Annotated in this window: 13 protein-coding genes; 4 read left to right on the top strand and 9 right to left on the bottom strand. The window is 46.0% G+C overall.

Annotation, left to right across the window (positions count from 1 at the left end):
* Positions 1 to 103 precede the first annotated feature (103 nt).
* Positions 104 to 1,336: a nitrate/nitrite transporter gene (locus AC1VYS_RS04720; RefSeq protein ID WP_482913214.1), complete on the top strand. Its 1,233-nt coding sequence runs from the start codon at positions 104 to 106 to the stop codon at positions 1,334 to 1,336.
* A 167-nt stretch (positions 1,337 to 1,503) separates the two neighbouring features.
* On the opposite strand, the gene fabF is transcribed toward AC1VYS_RS04720, so the two are convergent.
* A complete protein-coding gene (gene fabF / locus AC1VYS_RS04715; protein WP_482914910.1) occupies positions 1,504 to 2,742 on the bottom strand; it encodes a beta-ketoacyl-ACP synthase II in 1,239 nt (412 codons plus the stop codon).
* Positions 2,743 to 2,890: 148 nt separating this feature from the next.
* Here fabF and AC1VYS_RS04710 point away from each other — a divergent pair, with 148 nt between their 5' ends.
* Together AC1VYS_RS04710 and AC1VYS_RS04705 are read left to right on the top strand one after the other, a co-directional pair.
* Positions 2,891 to 3,739, top strand: a complete 849-nt coding sequence (locus tag AC1VYS_RS04710) for a helix-turn-helix transcriptional regulator (protein WP_482913213.1) — start codon at positions 2,891 to 2,893, stop codon at positions 3,737 to 3,739.
* A gap of 70 nt (positions 3,740 to 3,809) precedes the next feature.
* Entirely contained in the window at positions 3,810 to 4,484 is a 675-nt protein-coding gene (locus AC1VYS_RS04705; protein WP_482914909.1) for a response regulator transcription factor, read from the top strand.
* A 29-nt stretch (positions 4,485 to 4,513) separates the two neighbouring features.
* Here the strand turns inward: AC1VYS_RS04705 and AC1VYS_RS04700 are convergent, their stop codons facing one another.
* From AC1VYS_RS04700 to AC1VYS_RS04675, 6 genes are all read right to left on the bottom strand, one after another.
* The gene (locus AC1VYS_RS04700; protein ID WP_482913212.1) at positions 4,514 to 7,714 is read right to left on the bottom strand and encodes a response regulator; all 3,201 of its coding nucleotides are present in this window, start codon (positions 7,712 to 7,714) and stop codon (positions 4,514 to 4,516) included.
* Between the two features lie 260 nt (positions 7,715 to 7,974).
* The gene (locus tag AC1VYS_RS04695; RefSeq protein ID WP_482934475.1) at positions 7,975 to 9,900 is read right to left on the bottom strand and encodes a methyl-accepting chemotaxis protein; all 1,926 of its coding nucleotides are present in this window, start codon (positions 9,898 to 9,900) and stop codon (positions 7,975 to 7,977) included.
* Between the two features lie 262 nt (positions 9,901 to 10,162).
* On the bottom strand, positions 10,163 to 10,999 hold the full coding sequence (locus tag AC1VYS_RS04690) for a MetQ/NlpA family ABC transporter substrate-binding protein (RefSeq protein WP_482913210.1): 837 nt from the start codon (positions 10,997 to 10,999) through the stop codon (positions 10,163 to 10,165).
* 124 nt (positions 11,000 to 11,123) lie between these two features.
* On the bottom strand, positions 11,124 to 11,795 hold the full coding sequence (locus tag AC1VYS_RS04685) for a methionine ABC transporter permease (protein WP_482913209.1): 672 nt from the start codon (positions 11,793 to 11,795) through the stop codon (positions 11,124 to 11,126).
* Complete coding sequence (locus AC1VYS_RS04680; protein WP_482913208.1) at positions 11,792 to 12,613, bottom strand: methionine ABC transporter ATP-binding protein; 822 nt, start codon at positions 12,611 to 12,613, stop codon at positions 11,792 to 11,794. The genes AC1VYS_RS04685 and AC1VYS_RS04680 overlap by 4 nt, the downstream gene beginning before the upstream one ends.
* Positions 12,614 to 12,767: 154 nt before the next feature.
* The gene (locus tag AC1VYS_RS04675) at positions 12,768 to 15,137 is read right to left on the bottom strand and encodes an outer membrane protein assembly factor BamB family protein (RefSeq protein ID WP_482934474.1); all 2,370 of its coding nucleotides are present in this window, start codon (positions 15,135 to 15,137) and stop codon (positions 12,768 to 12,770) included.
* A gap of 280 nt (positions 15,138 to 15,417) precedes the next feature.
* On the opposite strand from AC1VYS_RS04675, the gene AC1VYS_RS04670 reads away from it, so the two are divergent.
* Positions 15,418 to 16,380, top strand: coding sequence for a copper amine oxidase N-terminal domain-containing protein (locus AC1VYS_RS04670; RefSeq protein ID WP_482913206.1), 963 nt, complete (start codon positions 15,418 to 15,420; stop codon positions 16,378 to 16,380).
* Between the two features lie 181 nt (positions 16,381 to 16,561).
* Here the strand turns inward: AC1VYS_RS04670 and AC1VYS_RS04665 are convergent, their stop codons facing one another.
* On the bottom strand, positions 16,562 to 17,263 hold the full coding sequence (locus AC1VYS_RS04665) for an ankyrin repeat domain-containing protein (protein WP_482913205.1): 702 nt from the start codon (positions 17,261 to 17,263) through the stop codon (positions 16,562 to 16,564).
* Positions 17,264 to 17,272: 9 nt separating this feature from the next.
* The gene (locus AC1VYS_RS04660) at positions 17,273 to 18,784 is read right to left on the bottom strand and encodes an S-layer homology domain-containing protein (protein ID WP_482913204.1); all 1,512 of its coding nucleotides are present in this window, start codon (positions 18,782 to 18,784) and stop codon (positions 17,273 to 17,275) included.
* Positions 18,785 to 18,811: the final 27 nt, after the last annotated feature.

Raw genomic sequence — 18,811 nt, 5'->3', positions numbered from 1 at the left:
GGCCGCAAATCGTTCTGTATCAGGACGGCTTGCGGCCTTTTTCTGCCCAAACGAAAACATAGAGACATAACAAAGAACCTACTTGGATGAGGAGCGATGAGGAATGGTAGAGAGCAAAAGTTTTTGGAAAAGTGGGCATAAGCCCACGCTGTTCGGAGCATTTATGTATTTTGACATCAGTTTTATGATCTGGGGTATGCTCGGTCCGCTCGCCGTTATTATTGCCATGGATTATCCGATGACCCCATTGGAAAAAGCAAATTTGGTTGCCCTGCCCATTCTCGGGGGTTCCATCCTGCGGCTGGTGCTTGGCTTCATGTCCGATTATATTGGTCCCAAATTAACCGCTCAGATCGGTATGTTATTCACCCTCGTTCCATTGTTGCTAGGCTGGCTATGGGTGGATTCACTCAGCCAACTGTATGTCGTAGCACTTTTACTCGGCGTAGCAGGCGCTTCATTCGCTGCCGCACTGCCGCTTGCAGGTCAGTGGTATCCTAAAGAACATCAAGGACTTGCCATGGGTATAGCCGGAGCAGGTAATAGCGGAACGGTACTTGCTACATTGTTCGCCAACCGTCTTGCCACTCATTTTGGCAGCTGGGAAGTTGTTTTTGGACTCGCGATCATCCCGATTGTTATCGTCTTTATCCTCTTTTCGATCTTCGCCAAAAACAGTCCGAATCGTCCGGAACCCAAAAAGCTGTCTCAATACGGAACATTGCTTAAGCAAAAAGATGCATGGGTATTCTGTGCTTTCTATTGTGTTACCTTTGGCGGTTTCGTTGGACTTTGTAATTATCTGACCATTTTCTTTAATACCCAATATGGTCTTTCAGCGGTTCATGCCGCCGACATTACAACATTCTGTGTGATTGCAGGTAGCTTCTTCCGTCCTGTTGGCGGTTTCCTGGCAGATAAAATTGGCGGAACCCGAATGTTGACCTTTCTCTACTCCGGTGCCTGTATTATGCTACTCGGTGTATCTTTCCTGCCCCCTCTTCCGGTCGTCATTGTAATGTTGTTCCTCGGCATGATGTGCCTTGGAGCCGGGAATGGTTCTGTATTCCAACTCGTTCCACAACGTTTTGGCAACGAGATCGGCCTGATGACAGGCATCGTAGGTGCTGCCGGGGGTTTGGGTGGTTACGCGCTGCCACTCATTCTGGGACAACTGTATAGCACGTATCAGTCTTACACACCAGGCTTCGTTATTCTTAGTCTGATCGCCGCTGTATCCCTGTGTCTTGTTCTATTCATGCAATCCCGCTGGCGGGTAAGCTGGCTGAACAGAAGCGGCAAGGGAATTGCAGATTCAACGACACTGACGTCTTGATCCCATACCTGGGGCTGTCCAAGACAGGATTTCAAGCAATAGAAAAGCCTTCAAACCCACTTTAGCGGTGGTTTTGAAGGCTTTTTCGTTCAACGTTTGGGACTGGCTTATCCGTCGGTAGCCTTTTGGGACAGTCCCTCCAACCTTAACTATTCAAGCCGTGATGCTCAGGCCAGATATTTTTGAAGAATAATGACGGCATTATGTCCGCCGAACCCGAAAGAATTGGACATGCCGATCTGCAAGTTGGCCTCTCTTGCTACATTGGGGACGTAATCCAGATCACATTCAAGATCGCGCTGCTCCTGATTGATCGTTGGCGGAATAATACCATGCCGCAGTGTTTGAATAAGAGATATCGCTTCTGCTCCCCCCGCAGCACCCAACATATGACCTGTCATGGATTTGTTCGCAGTAATCGGAACACGATAGGCCGCTTCGCCAAAAAGCTGTTTGATCGCTCTCGTTTCAGAAAGATCACCTGCCTCTGTGCTGGTGGCATGAGCGTTGATCACATCGATATTTTCTGGCTCCAGTTGCGCATCTCGCAGCGCTGCCTTCATCGCCAGATAAGCACCTCGACCTTCGGGATGAGTGGCTACCATATGATATGCATCGGAAGTAGCCCCATATCCGATAACCTCGGCGAGAATATTCGCACCTCTTGCCTGTGCATGAGATAAGGCTTCCACAATCAGGATACCTGCTCCCTCAGCCATGACAAACCCGTCTCTGCCTGCATCAAATGGTCGGCTTGCCGCTGTATAAGCTTCATTCCTGGTCGATAACGCTGTTGCATTGCCGAAACTGGCTAGTGATATCTCGGTGACCGCCGCTTCGGTTCCTCCAGCAAAAATAACATCTGCTCCTCCGTGACGAATCAGACGGAACGCTTCACCAATGGCTGTGTTGCCTATAGAGCAAGCTGTTACCGGAGAGAGCGTTGGCCCCCAGCATCCAAATCTCATACTAACGGTGGCTGCCGCCATATTGGATATCATCATGGGTACAAGGGTTGGACTTACTCGCGATGCTCCACGTTCCGATAGAACGCTACCCTGATCCATTAAGGTTTGAATACCTCCAATGCCCGAGCCAATATATACACCGATCCGCTCTCGGTCTAGCGACTCCAGCACAAGCCCGGAATCCGCTAACGCCTGATCTGCTGCCGCAACAGCAAATTGTACAAACCGATCCATACGCCTAGCTTCTTTACGTCCAAATCTTGCTTCTCCATCAAAATCACGAATCAATCCGCCCATTCTCGTTTTATACAATGCGCTGTCCAGATGTTCGATTGGGGAAACGCCCGACCTGCCTTCTTTCAAAGCGTTCCAGAATGTATCTACATTATTGCCGAGTGGAGAGATCACACCCATTCCTGTAATTACAACACGTTCCATACTCATACCGGTGTGTCCTCCCTGTAACGTTCTTCATTTGGCTTCCTATTGCTTATGCATTCATAGTGCCATTTTTATATATCCTATTACAAGTTGGCGTTTATCATAGTATAATGACTACCATGATAAACAGATTGAAGGTGAAGTATTGAGTGAAACAATTCGATTACAAGCCCTGTCTGCTTTTTTGAAAACACAGCGTTCCAGGCTCTCCCCCGAAATGGTTGGTTTACCTGCCGGTGGGCGGCGAAGAACACCTGGTCTGAGAAGAGAAGAAGTGGCACAATTGGCCGGTGTGAGCACAACCTGGTACACCTGGCTGGAACAAGGGCGCAGTATCCAGGTATCACACTCGGTCTTAGATAATGTCGCTTCGGCACTCCGACTCACTGCAGATGAACGTAAATACTTGTTTTCACTAGCGATGGAGCATTATTCAGATCTTCCCGTACCGGAACCAGACACGCTTCAGCTTCACCCTTCATTACAGAAGATTTTGCAGGAGCTGCGATACTGTCCTACTATCATTTCCGATCGGCGTTGCTACATTGTGGGTTGGAATGAGGCTGCCGCACAGGTCTTTATGGACTTTGAACAGATTCCCTTAGAACAGCGTAATATGATCAGTCTGGTTTTTGATCGAAAAGAGTTGCGCAGGCTTGCGGTGAACTGGGAGGACTTCGTCAGCGGATTTTTATCCATTTTTCGTGGCTATTATGGTCGTTATGTCGACGATGAATGGTATAATTTATTTTTGGATGACATGATCAATCGCCACCCTGATTTTCAAACATTGTGGAAGCAAAGCAGTGTAAGCAGCGCTCCTGATGTATGGATCGAGTTCAGACATTCCAAAGCAGGCAAAATGTTGTTTGACCTTACTTCATTACAGGTTCAAGGCAATTCCGATTTGCGATGCAGCATTTATACACCCGCACCAGAAACGGCAACGGAGCGCAAACTCATGCAACTGCTTGAACGAAGTAATGAATCCTGAACTGCTAGCCGAGGAAAGCGACATCCATAACCTAACATATCTATATAACGTGGATTCAGAAAGGGACACCATGACCAAAGTGCTTATTATCGAGGACGACAACATGCTGGGTGACACTTTATCCTTGTATTTACAAGGTGAAGGATACGAAGTATCTCGTGTAGATACCATCGGGAGTGCACTTTTGCAGCTTGAGACCAGACCAGATATCATTTTAATAGACCTGATGTTACCTGATTCGGGAGGGAAAAATCCATGTGCAATCATGCGCGAACATACCTCCCTGCCGATGATTGTCATTTCTTCGTTAACCAAGGTGTCCGAACGTATTCGTTCATTAACCGACGGAGCAGATGATTTTGTCTGCAAACCTTTTAGCATGCAGGAATTAAAAGCACGTATGGAGGCTGTACTGCGACGTTATGCTTTATTAGAAAACTCCTTAGTGAGAGAAACGGAAACAGGGTTAACCCTTGATCTGGCACGCCGGACCATCCTGCTGAATAATCGCAGAGTCGAAACGACGTTTTCCGAATTTGAAATCATGAAACTGTTCGTTCTAAATCCTGGAAAAGTGTTCAGCCGTTACGCCCTGATCGAAGCCATCCGCGGAATAGATGCCTATATCAATGACCGCACCATCGATGTGCACATCACAAAACTCCGCAAGAAAATCGAAGATAACCCCAAAACCCCCCAATATATTCAAACCATCTGGGGGGTCGGATATAAATTTACACCTTAAGCATCACAAGATCGCTCTTCTGATCGCGTTTACCACGGGAGTGATTCCGTAATGTGATTAATTTCTTGCTGCACCTTCTGCAGGCTGGAGATCAGTTCATCTTCGGGAAATGGAACCGACAGAATGGATTCCAAATGTAGAACGGTTTGCAGCAGACTCACGGCATGCAGATGGGCCGCAACGCCTTTGAGAGAATGAGTACTTCTTACCATATCCTCCATCTGTTGATGATCTAGATAGGTCAGTATTTTTTGCTCAAACCCACCGTATTCCAGAGAAAACTTATTCAGTGCATACTGTAAAATGTGGAGTTTATCATCCATCTGTTTCAGCGCCTTGCCTGTATCAATCCCTCTGATTTGATGCATGCCTCTTAGATCAATCCAGGTTGTCAGTACGTCCTTGAGCTGCTGTTCATCCATCGGTTTGGTCAGAATGGCATTCATCCCTGACTCTAAATAGAGTTTATGATCTCTCTTCGCATTGTTCGCCGTAAGTGCAATAACGGGCAAGTGATCGTACTGCCTCATCTGGCGAATATGTTTAACCGCCTCCAGTCCGTCCATTTCCGGCATGTACAAATCCATCAATATTAACTTCCACTGCTTTACGTGCAGCTTCTCCAGCACTTCTATTCCATCATTTACCACTGTAACTTCAAAGCCAAGCTGCTGAAGCAGCACCCGAATCGCAATCTGATTAATCTCATGATCCTCTGCCACCAAAATGGCTCCCTGATACAATTGGCCAGAAGACGGATGCTTATTTATATTCTGGTTCAAATTCTGTGCTTCTCCATCCTGCAGTGCCAGCAATGCTTCAAATAGCCCGACACGGGTGATCGGCTTAAACAGGATTGCCCTCGGATCCCGATGGTATCGCTCGCTCGCACGAGTATCCCCGCTGACTGCACGCGTATATCCTAACACTTGAATCCGGACATCCTTCAATCTGTCCATTAAACGACCCCAATCCGGATCATCGTATACATGTTCCTTATCCATATCAAACATGATCAATATAGAAGACGATTCGTCACCGTCATGATCAAATTTGTGGTTAATCAGCACCTCTTCTAAAGAATCATAAAGTTCAGGCCTGAGTCCGAATGAACGCAGCATCTGTTCCAGATTCTCTGCAACTCTTCTGTCCCTTTCTACAATCATCACATTATTTACAGCATATAACAAAGGATAAGTTGGAAGGAATGAACGTTCCTCCGTTTCTGTCAATTCATATACCAGTTCAAATGTAAACATGCTGTATTCACCAAGTACACTTTCCACTTGCAAACTGCCGCCCAAAGAGGTGATTAGAAGGTAACAAATGACTAACCCCAAGCCAGATCCTCCGTACTTCCGATAGGTTGAGGGTTCTGCCTGACTGAACGGCACAAATAAACGCTCCATCTGTTCAGGAGAGATGCCAATCCCGGTATCCTCCACCTCAAAACGAACTTCAACACGTTGATCCTCAAGTGTAAGTACTTCCGCGTGAAATATGACATAGCCTTCATCCGTAAATTTGATAGCGTTGTTAAGCAGATTAATCAGAATTTGCTCCAATCGAAACGGATCACCGATTACCGTTAGAGGAAGCTCGGAATCGGTATGAAAAATGATCATAATGTCCTTGTTCCCGATGGTAGTACTGATCTGATCGGCCACTCGCTTGAATACATCCTCTAGAGAAAAGGGAACATTCTCGACATTAAACATGCCTGCTTCTATTTTTGAAAAATCTAAAATATCATTAACCAGCGTTAATAAGGATTGTGAGGATACGGTGATCTTGCTTATATAATCCTGCTGCTGAGGAGTTAGAGGTGTTCGTTGGAGCAAAGAGCTAAAACTGGTAATGCTGTTCAGTGGCGTCCGCAACTCATGGCTCATCAAGGCCAGGAACTCACTCTTTGCCTGACTGGCTTTATCTGCCTTCACACGTCTGTACCGGTCTGTGACATCCTGAAAGACCGCTTTAATCTGCTCACTGGATCTGGAGGATTTGAGCGGATAAAAATAAACTCGAACATGCAATTCATCACTTTCTCCGATCCGGAAGATCAACTCTGTGTCATGAGTGGTTCTGGTTGACACCACTTCTTGTAAAACCGTACCCCAACACTCTGACTTTTCCATCACGAGCAAGTCCGCGAGTGCACGACCAATAATCTGTTGCCTGTCTGCCTGAAGAACATCCAGAAACTTCTGGTTAATTGAAACGATGTTGCCCTTGATGTCCAACCCTGCCACCCAATTGGTGGATACTCGCTCCAGAACCCGGTAGCGCTCCTCACTTTCCTGAACCCTTCGTCTAACAGCACGGTGTTCCGTAATATCAAGTCCATACCCAATGATATACTTCACCACTCCGTCGTCTAAGATAGGCTCCAACTTGACGAGCGCATAATTCCCCTTATGCTCTATCTCAAAAAAAAAGTATTCACCTTTCAGGGCTCTGTTGAATTGTGTCTTCAAAAACTGTATTTTATCTGAAGGCAAAACACTAATATGCCCTACCTGGAAGCTCTCCTCCAGACTTCGCATATCCATACCCAGATGAGACAGCATCTCTCCTTCGAGCAAGAGAAATTCAAATTTCCCGTTCAGCTTGCGTAGTTTAAACGTAAATCCTGGCTGTCTGCGCAGCATCTCCAGCATCTCCTGCTCTTTTTGAATCACCAGATGTCTGTACTGATGATTCTGATTCAGGAAATAGATGAACAACACAACCAGCAACATACATAGAATTTGAGACAGCAAGGTAATCCAGTGACTATAAGGTGTCGATGGATACGTCATTACCATCGTGAACTGGTAAACCGAAATGAATAAGAGCGATCCGGAAAACCATCGGAGATTAAATTGGTGTATATACCTGAAATTCAAGGATACGGCCAGAACAAAAATAAGTTCATACAGTGCATAATCCAGGTTTTCAACAGACGGCAAAAAACCTGCATTGATTCTAAATATCCACAAACCTGCAAAGGTAATAAATGCGGTTCCGCCCCCACCATAATAGGCAGCAAGAAGATATACGATGGATCTAAAATTTAACATCGTGCCGTCATCCAAAATAATGGAGTAGTAGTACAACGCTGTGCCTAACATGCTCATCGCGATCCCAATGATCAATCTAGAGGTAATTGATGGCTTCTGCCGATTACTCGATTGATTCAGGTAGTGATGAACAAGGAAGACAATTATTAAAATTAATGTAAAATTCAAAACGAGATCGCGTAGCAAAGTTCACCATCCAATTTACGACTTAAAGCTTGTTTAACATACGAAAAGACAGGCCGGATGGGCCGATTGTACTTCCGCAATAATCAAATCATATTACGCGTCCTCCCCTTATTCAATCGCGGATATTGCCTTATTTCTCCCCAATTCCTCCTCCTTTCTTCTAACATTTACCCTTCGATACACAATCCAAAAACTTCCTCAAGATAACTACACTAAATATAAAAAAGGAGCCTCTCGGCTCCCTAATACTTGAACTGCTGGATCAGACGTTGCAGATGTTCTGCCATATTTGACAAGCTTCTTGCAGAAGCTGATATTTCCTCCATCGAAGCAAGCTGTTCTTCCGATGAAGCTGCAACCTCCTCAGATGTTGACGCATTAGCTGAAGCAATGTGAGCCAGTTCACTAGATACAGCGCCAACCTCCTGCACTCCAGCCGTAATCTGCTGTGAAGTGGCTGCAATCTCTTCAATCTGAGGTGTTGTCTCCCGCATGCTCTCCAAAATACGTTCGAACTTCTGAATAGCTTCAGTGGAAATCTCCATCCCCTGTTCGACCTCTAATGCCACTTTCTTCATCATATCAACGGATTCCAATGTATCTTTCTGTACAGCAGACGTCAGCATGGTAATATCTTGAGCAGACTGCTGCGATTGCTCTGCGAGCTTGCGAACTTCTCCCGCCACTACGGCAAATCCGTTCCCGTGCGCACCTGCACGTGCCGCTTCAATCGATGCATTCAGGGCCAGTAAATTCGTTTGTTTCGCCATATTTCCCATCAATTCGGTAATTGCCGAGATTTGCTCCGATCGTTCATCTAACGTCTGAATGATAAGACTCATCTGCATCACTGTCTCTTGAATCGATTTCATCTGATCTACCGTCTGCTTAACCGTATTGCCGCCTTCCTCAGCCTGTAACGTGGTCTGTTTGGCTAACTCGGACACATGTACGGATCTATCCGCAATATTGGAAACACCTGACGTAATTTCGCGCATAGCCTCATGATTATGTTCAATTCCATGCATTTGCTTCTCAGCACCCAGCGTAATTTCCTGAATCGCTCTGGCAACCTGTTCACTCGCGGCACTGGTCATCTCTGCACTCTGCGTCATCTCTTCTGATGAAGAAACGACCTGTCCCGCGCTATGCTCTACATTCTGGATCAGCAAGCGCAGATTGATCTGCATTTTGCCAAAAGCGTCACTAAGTTCGCCAAGTTCATCCGAACTTTTACTTACAATGGTCTGTGTCAGATCTCCTTCACTCACTTGTATCGCTTGATTTTTCAATTCTCTGATCGGTCTAATAATAGAGCGCATGACAAGCCAAATGATTACAGCACCGATACCCAGACAAGATAACAGCACAATCATCATACGATGCAGAATCGAAGCTGTTGCTTCATCTACTTCGGTGAAAAACATCGTACCTGCGATTTTCCAATTGGTTGAACCATTCGTTAAATAATACATAACCTTGGGTTCATCATTATAGACATAATCGAATGTGCCTGATTCGTTATCAAACACCTCTGCCCAAAATGACTCTTTCGCCTCTGATCCAGCCGGGCTGCTCGGGTGATAGATATACTTTTTGCTACGATCCAGCAAGACCATATATCCCTGCTCCCCCACCTTGATCTTGCCTATTGCACTGCTGATGTCGTTCAAATCCAGATCAAGACTGACCACACCGGAGCGGTCGTCCAATACCTTTGCAATCGAAACCGTGACTGAATTGGTAGCTGTGGAGATATACGGGTCTGTGACGATAACCTGATCAGGTTGACTCATCGCTTCCGTATACCAGGGTCTGGTGCGTGGGTCGTAATCTTGTGGAGTGGCTGTATCCGAAGAAGATAAATATTTGCCGTTTTGATCACCTACACTGACGAGAACCACATCCGGGTTCTGCCCGATGAATCCTTTTATTTCTTCCAGCATGTTTGCTTCTGAATTTTTAATTGTGTCTGCATTAAAAACCTTTGCGTAATATTCAGCCTGTTGTCGTTTCACATTAATGATTAAATCAATCGTACTATTAGCTAAATTCACATTTTCCTCTGCACTATGTAGAATTTGTTTCTTCACTTCTTCTTTGGCATTGTTATATGACAATACACCTATAGTGATGGAAGGGGCCGCCAAAAAGATAATGAAGGACATAATCAGTTTGACTTTAAAATCGGTTAATATCTTTCCTAACCACCCTGATTCTTTGTTGTTTAACGACAATTCACTCTACCTCTTCCATATTAAATTGATATTTTCACTAACATACAAAAAAGTTATTAAGCAAATTAAATCAATTTAGCACCATGTTTATTAAGTTTCTAAACAGTTGTTAACAGAAGTCAGATCCAAAGCAAAAAGACCCGGGCATATTCGCTCGGATCTCAATTCTCAAACTACTATTCTGATCTGTATCTTAGAATGCCGGGATAGCAATATCTGCATAGTTTTTTTCGAAAAAGGCTTTCACTTCAGGGCCGGCCATACGTTTAGCCAGCTTTTGAATGGCATCCGAGTCTTTGTTGTCCTCACGAGCTACCATGGTGATCGCAAAATGAGAATCGTCCTTCTCAGTCAACAAAGCATCCTTCTTTGGTGTCAGACCGAGCGGACTAGCATAGGCTGGAGTCATTGCTACCATATCCGCATCATCCATCATACGGGCAAGCATCAGAAGGTCCACTTCTTTGAACTTGAAGTTCTTTTTATTCTCTGTGATGTCTGCTTGTGTTGCATTAAAGCCTACACCCTCTTTGAGTTTAATCAGACCATTTTGCTCCATCATCACAAGGGAGCGCCCGATATTGGAAGGATCATTGGCAATCGCAATCGTTGCACCTTCCGGCAATTCATTGATGGACTTGTAGGTTTTGGAGTATCCACCATAGATCGCGTTGTAGATGGGCTGCACAGGAACCAGGTTGGCATTGTTCGCCTCGTTATACTGTTTCATATAGGGTACATGTTGAAAGAAGTTGGCGTCCACTTCTTTGTTCGCCAGTGCAGTATTCGGCTGTACGTTATCCGACAGCACCACAATCTCCAGATTTACGCCATCTTCTTTAAGAAGCGGCTTAACGATATCCAGTACATCCGTCATTGGCGGAATCAATGTGGCTACTTTAAGTGTGACTTCCTGTCCGGCTTGTGATTCTTGCTTCGCACCTTCAGTGGTTGGTGTTTCTTCTTTTTTCCCGCAGGCGGATACAACCATCATAACCGCGAGCAGCATGAGCATCAATTTTACTTTCATTGAATATTTACCCCTTCTCTGTACAATCTGTAGTCATTTTTTTAAAAAGTTCATTACTGCAGTTGTCTTTCTTGTCCCTCTGATTACGGTGTTGCTTCCACTTCTCTGTAAGCTGCTAACGTCTTCAGGATCTGCGATCCAACCAGCGTGATAATCGGCTACCTGTGAACTGAATGATCTGCACAAGCACAATCATGATAATAATCGTAAATATCATGATTTCCGTTTCGAAGCGTTGATAACCATAACGAATGGCAAAATCGCCAACACCGCCACCGCCCACAATACCCATTACCGTAGAATAGGAAACAAAACTGATCGTTGCTGTAGTAAGTCCCAGCACAAGACCAGACCTTGCCTCCACGTACAGGAATTTAAGGACAAGTTGCACGGTTGAGGCTCCCATAGAGGAGGCCGCTTCGATGACACCTTTAGGCACATCGAGTAGCGCCTGTTCGACAAGGCGGGCATAATAAGCGATAGCAATGACCGACAGAGGCACCGTGGCAGCGAGCGTACCGATCGATGTACCTACTACCAACCGAGTGAATGGGATCATGAATACGACCAGCAAAAGGAATGGAAAGGAGCGAATGATATTCACAAGACTGCCCAGTACCGTAAACAAAGCTCGATTCTGGTATCGTTGCCCTCTGCGGAACAGGTACAATAGTGTACCGAGAGGCAATCCGACCAGAACAGCCGCTGCAATGGAAATCCCGACCATCACAAACGTCTCTCCGATAGCTTGCCAGATTTCGTGCTGGTATTTAAGCACGGACTCAGGTAACATCATCGCTTATCCTCCCGTTCCACCAGATGCCGGGCTGCCGTTCCCATTCCCGTTTCCGTTCCACCGAAGGTGTCGTCTGCAAGCAGTGAAGTAAGGATATCCGGCTGTGGCGCCGGGATACTGCGAACTTCCGATTCAGATAAGGTACGCACAATCTGTCCCTCTTTCATCACCGTAATACGGTGACATAATCGACGAGCCACTTCCATCTCATGGGTCACAACAACAATGGTTACACCCATTGTCTCGTTTACGTGGCGCAACATATCCAATATTCCACCTGTTGTCTGCGGATCAAGTGAAGATGTGGGTTCATCACAGAGCAATACAGCTGGATGACTGGCAAGCGCTCTGGCAATGGCAACTCGCTGCTTCTGTCCTCCGCTCAGCTGTGCCGGATACTGGTTCGCTTTGTCCTCCAGTCCTACGAATCGTAGCACTTCTAACCCTCGCTCTCGCCGCTGTGAACGTGATTTACCCGCGAGTTCCAGCGGCATACTCACATTGCTCAGCACCGTACGATTGCTGACCAGATTAAAATGCTGGAAGATCATGCCGATAGACCTGCGTGCCTGACGTAAGTCTCGCTCATTCATTCCGGTTAGATGCTGACCATTGACGGTAACCTCCCCGTCATCAGGATGTTCCAAACCGTTGATCATCCGTAGCAAGGTCGACTTTCCTGCCCCGCTGGAACCAATAATGCCATGAATCTCACCTTCACCTATTTCAAGCGAGATGGATCGCAAGGCCTCGAACCCCTGATCCGCACGGGAACCGCGCTCATTGAACCGCTTGCTCACACCATATAATGAAATCATGGAGATTCCTCCCGTGAATGATCATGTATGGTTCCCTCAAGTATCTTTCAAGAATCTTTCAAGAACACATGAAGAAAGCCCGCACAGCCGATAACCGGAGCGCGAGCAATCCTGTTCATTTATAATAAAACAACATGGCGGCTCAGACAAGCTTTTAAAAAGAGATCTCTTCTTCCAGCAGATCAGCTGGATAGACACGGAAACGCCCGTTAGCCGATCCAACGTAAACCATATCGTCCATTCGGTTGATCATGCCATTCTTCGCATCCCGATCTCGATGCTCCGGAGTCCCCATGACTACATCATGCACACGCCCTAGCAGAGTCCCATCCTTCTTATCCATTACAAGCAAATCCTCATTTCGCGGGAGCAACAAGCGATCTCCGATAATGAGGTAACTGCCCTGATTGGTCGAATATTGGTTTGCTCCAACAGATTCTTGTGCATCCCACCGTGTCTCCCCGGTACGGTAATCCACGGCGGCAGGATATCCGTTTTTAATGACATACAGATGATCTGCATCTTGTAGCCCGCGTTCAATCTTCGCATCAACCGTCCAGCGAATCTTTCCTGAACCTGGATCGAATAAGGAGGTTGTATATTCGTTGTAATCACCGTACATATTTCCTTTTTGATTCTGACGAATCAGCACCATACCATCATTCAGTACTTCTATCTGCTGACCTATACGTGCAGGAATTAGAGCTTGTTTCTTACCAGAAGACAGATCAAGTAGCACCCACTGATCATCCAGCAACATCCAGCGCCTAAGGGGCGCTGGGGCAAAAGGATCATAACGATGGATGCCGTCAAAATAGGAATCATTCTCGATATGATCTATCGCGGATGGTTCAGATTCAACCTGCCAAACCGTGCGTCCCGTTAGAGGCTCTGCGGCAACAAGCTGATTTTTCTCCTGATATAGAACATAAGGCTCATCGGCGTTTCGATTAACTAATTGATATCCTTTCGTTAACTTCTTGCTCCATAATCGTTTACCGTTTGAGCTATTCAGCACATGAATCCACCCATTCCTGGAGCCTTCAACAACAGGGGTGTTTATAATGACTACATTTTGGGCAGCCTTAATGCCGTTTAACCGTACCTTATTATCCATATTTTTCTTGTTTTTACTGTCATTCCGCTGATCTTGTCCCTCAGGTCTGTATTCCCATAAAAGCTTTCCGTCTTTCAGGTTGATATGGCGCACATGATCCACATATTGTTTGCGATCCGTGTCATAACTTGTGAACAGCGTAACGGCATCCCGGTTCGTATTTAATATTGCTTGAGCAGGGCCAAATCCTGTATGCACTCTCCAGAGCATTTTCCCTGTATGTCGATCCAGTGCGTAGAAGGAATTATCATAATGCATACCGCTAAAACCGCCATCATCCCCCTTCATCAGGAGTACATCCTCTGTGCCAGCTTGCAAAAAGGTGTAGTTCAAGTCCCCCTGATTCACCCATTCAGGTTTCATTGGTAGCGTTTGCGGAATAAACTTGCCCGCAGCAATTTGCGTAGTATAAACAAACCGATCCAAACGACTATAGCTTCCACTAGCAGCTTCATTCTGTCGATCCGCTAGCAGATTCCAGCGAATCTCGGTCAGCTTCATATTTTTATCAAACGTTAACAACAACTGTGCATCATTCCGCTCATATCTCCACGTCTGTCCAATCCGCATCGGATCTCCGGTTTCATTCATATTTCTGGATTGTTCTTTCCAGTCCGGTTCCCCTAACCAATTGACGGCCTGTCTGGCGGTCGTTGTCTGATCCAGCTTCGTATCTACCAAATGGCGGAGCAACGAGGCTTGCAACGATGATTCACTTGTAAACCATCCATCGGGAACAGGAGTTTGACTCGCGATATCTTTTTTCTTGATCCAGAGTATTACATGGTGATAACCTGTCGACTCCCTACTCCAGATGCGCGGTGCAATAGAAACACCATACCAATCCTTCCACTCTGACACGATGAGTGCCTGTTCCGATAGAGCCTCATTGGTAGGCCATGTAACAGCACTATCTGGAGTAAGATACAGCTTGCCACCGGTTTTGATCGTGAACGTGCGGGGGTTCGTCTCCGTCATGATGTTACTCTGTTTAAGTGCATACCAGCCAGGAAGCCAGTAGCTATAACGATCCTTGGTCTTGACCTGTATCCACTCCCCCTGAACCGCGGCCAGAGTATACTTATCCGATGGTGTTGTAAGATATGTAATCTTCATTTGATCTGCAGCGATGCGGTTGTCTTTGCGTCCACCGAAAAGTGGCAGGCCCTTTCTTAAAGTTATACTTTCTCCCTTCTTATAGGGGACCTTGAGCGATGCCTGTTGCGATGAGAGCGGGGTCAATGGCTGAGATAACGTGGATGTGTTTAAATCCGTACTTGGAATTTGAATCTGAAGTTCCTGATCCAGCATCTGTTGCTTTGAAGCCTGAGCCTGTCCGCCAGATGCATCCGCCTGTGTCTCTGTCATCATACAGCCTGTTAGCAACAGTGCAGTGATTCCTGTCAAAGTAACGCATTGAGTATAACCCCATATGTTTCGTTCAGGCCCCTTCTTCACACGCATTCATCCCCCAATAGAAGTTATTTCCATATAAGACGCTCTTCCTTTCAAAAAGTTACCTGTTTCCCAAACGAATTTTGGAAAAAACTATATTCTTTTCATTCCATTATATGCCATGACTTAGTAGTTTAATATACAGGAATTAGGTTAATATCTTATGAATGTTCCATTAATATGCAACTTTTGGGATAACTGATCCGTCTAGTGACTTGAAAGGAGAATGATCATGAAAAACAACACACAATCACACAATGCTCGATGGAAGCAAAAAAAATGGAAGATGCTGCTGGCCGCCTCCATTCTGACCGCAGGAACAGCTCCTGCACTGTTCACGCCTATGGTGGCTGAAGCAGCCGCTACAACAAAACCTACGGCTTACATTAACAATACACCTGCAGAATACGATGTGATCATCCGCCAAGGGGTCACGTACATTGCCCTGACTGAACTGCAATTTCTCGGAGATTATACCTTCGGTTATGATAATAAGAGCAAACAAATCAGCATCAAAACAGGTAGTGACCAATACGTGCTGACACCCAATAGTAAAACGATGAAAAAGAATGGCCAGGATGCCACCCTGTCCTCGGCTCCAATTCTGGTAAAAGGAAAAGCGATGCTGCCACTTCGTGCCATTGGTGAAACGTTTGGCGCACAAGTGCGCTGGAACCAGGCTGCCAAGGAAGCTTATATTTACACCACCAATGCTTCCGTAGTGAAGGATTACAACGGTTCCGATTTGACGGCAGCCCGTGAAGCAGCGTTGCAGCTGCCGCGGCTTTCAAGTTTCGGCCAACCACGCCTACAGGTGAAAAATCCGCTCGGGCCAGTAGATTCATCAACAGCTTATATTTTTGAACAAGGACAAAAAAACAGCTTCTTCATGATTGAGGATAACGATCTGGTCAGTTACTATACAATCACGAACGGAAATGCCATGCTGAAATGGCAGGCTAATCTGGGTAAACAAGCCGGAACGATTGGTGATTTGTTCTTTATTAAAACCAAGCCCGCTGCCGAAGCAGGAACCCGTCCTTCTGTCGGTGGTAAAACACTCGTATCCTTCAAATACTCCCTCATGCTGGAAGAAACCGCCTATGAGATGATGAACAAGAAGGGCTCACTTGCAAGCGGCTCTGTTGCTCCAGCCAAAGGCAAGATTATGGTTGAAGTGCCTGAGGAAAAATAGTTCGTTTGGAAGTAAAGATAGGTTGAATAAAGAGAATGCTTGCACTAAGAATATCGCAATAGAAACAAAAAAAACGGGATGAGATAGCACAAGCTACTCTCATCCCGTTTTCGTTGTTGTTCAGTTACTACCTCGGCAGATGCCCATTTACTCTACAGTAATAAACAGTAATAATTTGTCACTATTTTGCACCTGCTTGCAACAAAATAGCTTCGATCTCCTTAAAGCCTTTTGCTCTGGCATGACGGAGAGGAGACACACCATCGCCATCAGCCAGATTAACATCAGCCCCATGAAGAATGAGCAATTCAATGGTCTCCTGTTGTCGTTCATTGCCATCGTTTAGAATGATTGCTTCTAGCAATGCTGTCCATCCTAATCGATTCACATGGTTCACATCTACCGTGGTATTGGTCAATAGCTCTCGCACCACGTCAACGTATCCATGCTCCGAAGCGGGGATGAGCGCCGTTCCTCCGTACCGGTTTGTGATAGCAGGGTCTGCTCCTGCCTGAATAGTTAACTTCAAAATATCCAAATACCCTTCAGCACCCGCATATAAAAACGGACTATTCAACATGTCATCCTGCTGGTTAACATCCGCACCTGCTTCAATCAGCTTTTGCACAGATGCGGTATCCTGATTGTACGTTGCAATCATCAGGGCCGTTCTTCCGCTCTGATCTTGAGCCTGAACTTCTGCCCCCTGCTGAAGGAGCTTTTCGATACTCTTCGTATCTTTTGCTTCAGCTGCACTGAATAACTGCTGATTTAGTGAAGCCATGTGGCTTCCCTCCTTTAGGTTACTTTTTTCGTTAAGCATACAGCCTTGAACGAACAGCACACTGCTGATCAGAATAATCAGCATCAGGAATTTGTTCATGGGTCCTCCTTACTGCTGTACCACCGTTACCGATGATGCAACACTCCAATCGCCAACCGGGTTCAGCGTATAGATCGTGCCGGAGATCAGCTTTTCTCCATTCGCGAGTTCAAATACACCTGTTGCACCTCTCCGGCTTGAATATTTATACGCCGCTGTCAGGACTTGCCCATCTGGTGCGGTCAGGGTAACACTCCGTCCAGAGAATAGTTCATCTTCCGGATCTTGGGCAAGTGTCACTTCAATGGCACTATCACTCGCAGCTTTAGCGCTCTCAACGACTAATGATTCGAATGATTTCGCCGTGAACGAAGCATGTTCGATATTAGCCCATTCGGAAGTCACGGTGTAAGATACCCCTGGTTTCAGAATCTGGCCTTCTGGCAATCGGAATTTGGGTTCTTGTCTGCCATCTGTGGATTGAGTAAACGGAACATATCTGGCAATGATCGGTTCGCCATTTTCCGGCGTAATGGTCACTTGTCTTGCCTGCATGGACGAAATAATTTGATATGTCTTGCCGTCTGCCTGCTCCTGATCGTTCAGAATGAAGGCATTAGTGCCACGGCCCGCGCTGTATGCCGAAATAATATAACCGTAATCCACCACACCTTTTTCCTTCAAAGCTTCAATCTCAAACGTATCATTCGTGACCTGACGCACTTGAGTCATATTAACTTTAACGTCACTGCCTTTAAATGAACCAGCATCTTGTCCTTTATATGTAAGGCTGTATGTTTCTCCAGCTTGTTGAACGGATGTCGGCACGATGTATGTAGCAACAGAACCTGTTTTCAAACGTGGCATATTGGTTAAGGTTAGCCCCCCGCTGAATGCAAAGTCTGTCCGGGATTTGGCAAACACTTCATCTTCTGCTGTGAGCGGCCTGTCCAAAGTAATTACGAGCGTCATGTTATTCAGCGGTTTGATACTTTCAATGCGGACTTGATCCGAAGGAATGGCTTGATACGCCTTCTGCAACAACACTGCCGTTTCGCCCCGTGTCACAGAGCCCGTTTCTTCGTAGAAAGCACTCATCCAATGGTGTACGGACTTCACATCCCGTTTTAATGCTTTAGATATAACCTCTTCCAGCTCCGCATCCGTTACCAGACTTTGAGGATGGAACTCGCCATCCACGGACTGCATGATGCCCATCTCCACTGTTTTCAGCGCATACGGTGCATACCAAGCATTCGCCTGGATATCCGTTAACGTTGCTGTACTGTCTCCTGTCTTGTTCTGCAAATCAAATGTTCTATAAATCAATGAAGCTAACTCTGCACGTGTGATCGCCCGAAGCTCACCCATCGATTGATCGCTATATCCGTTCATGATCCCAAGACGGTTCAGTTCTTTGATAGCCGCCTGTACCTGTTGATTCGTAAGCTGTGTCGCTGTAGCGGAAATAGAAGTTGTGAATCCGTCTGCCTGAGCTTGAGGTGTTGTGAATGGAAGTGTCGCTGTTCCCAATGCGGTTATGGTTAATAGTACTACTAGTTTACGAGCTGTAAGATTCATGAAATGTTCTTCCCCTCTGTAGGTAGT

Source organism: Paenibacillus sp. G34 (genome assembly GCF_056856875.1).
Note: the sequence above shows the minus strand (reverse complement) of the source record. Positions and strands in the feature narration are given on the sequence as shown.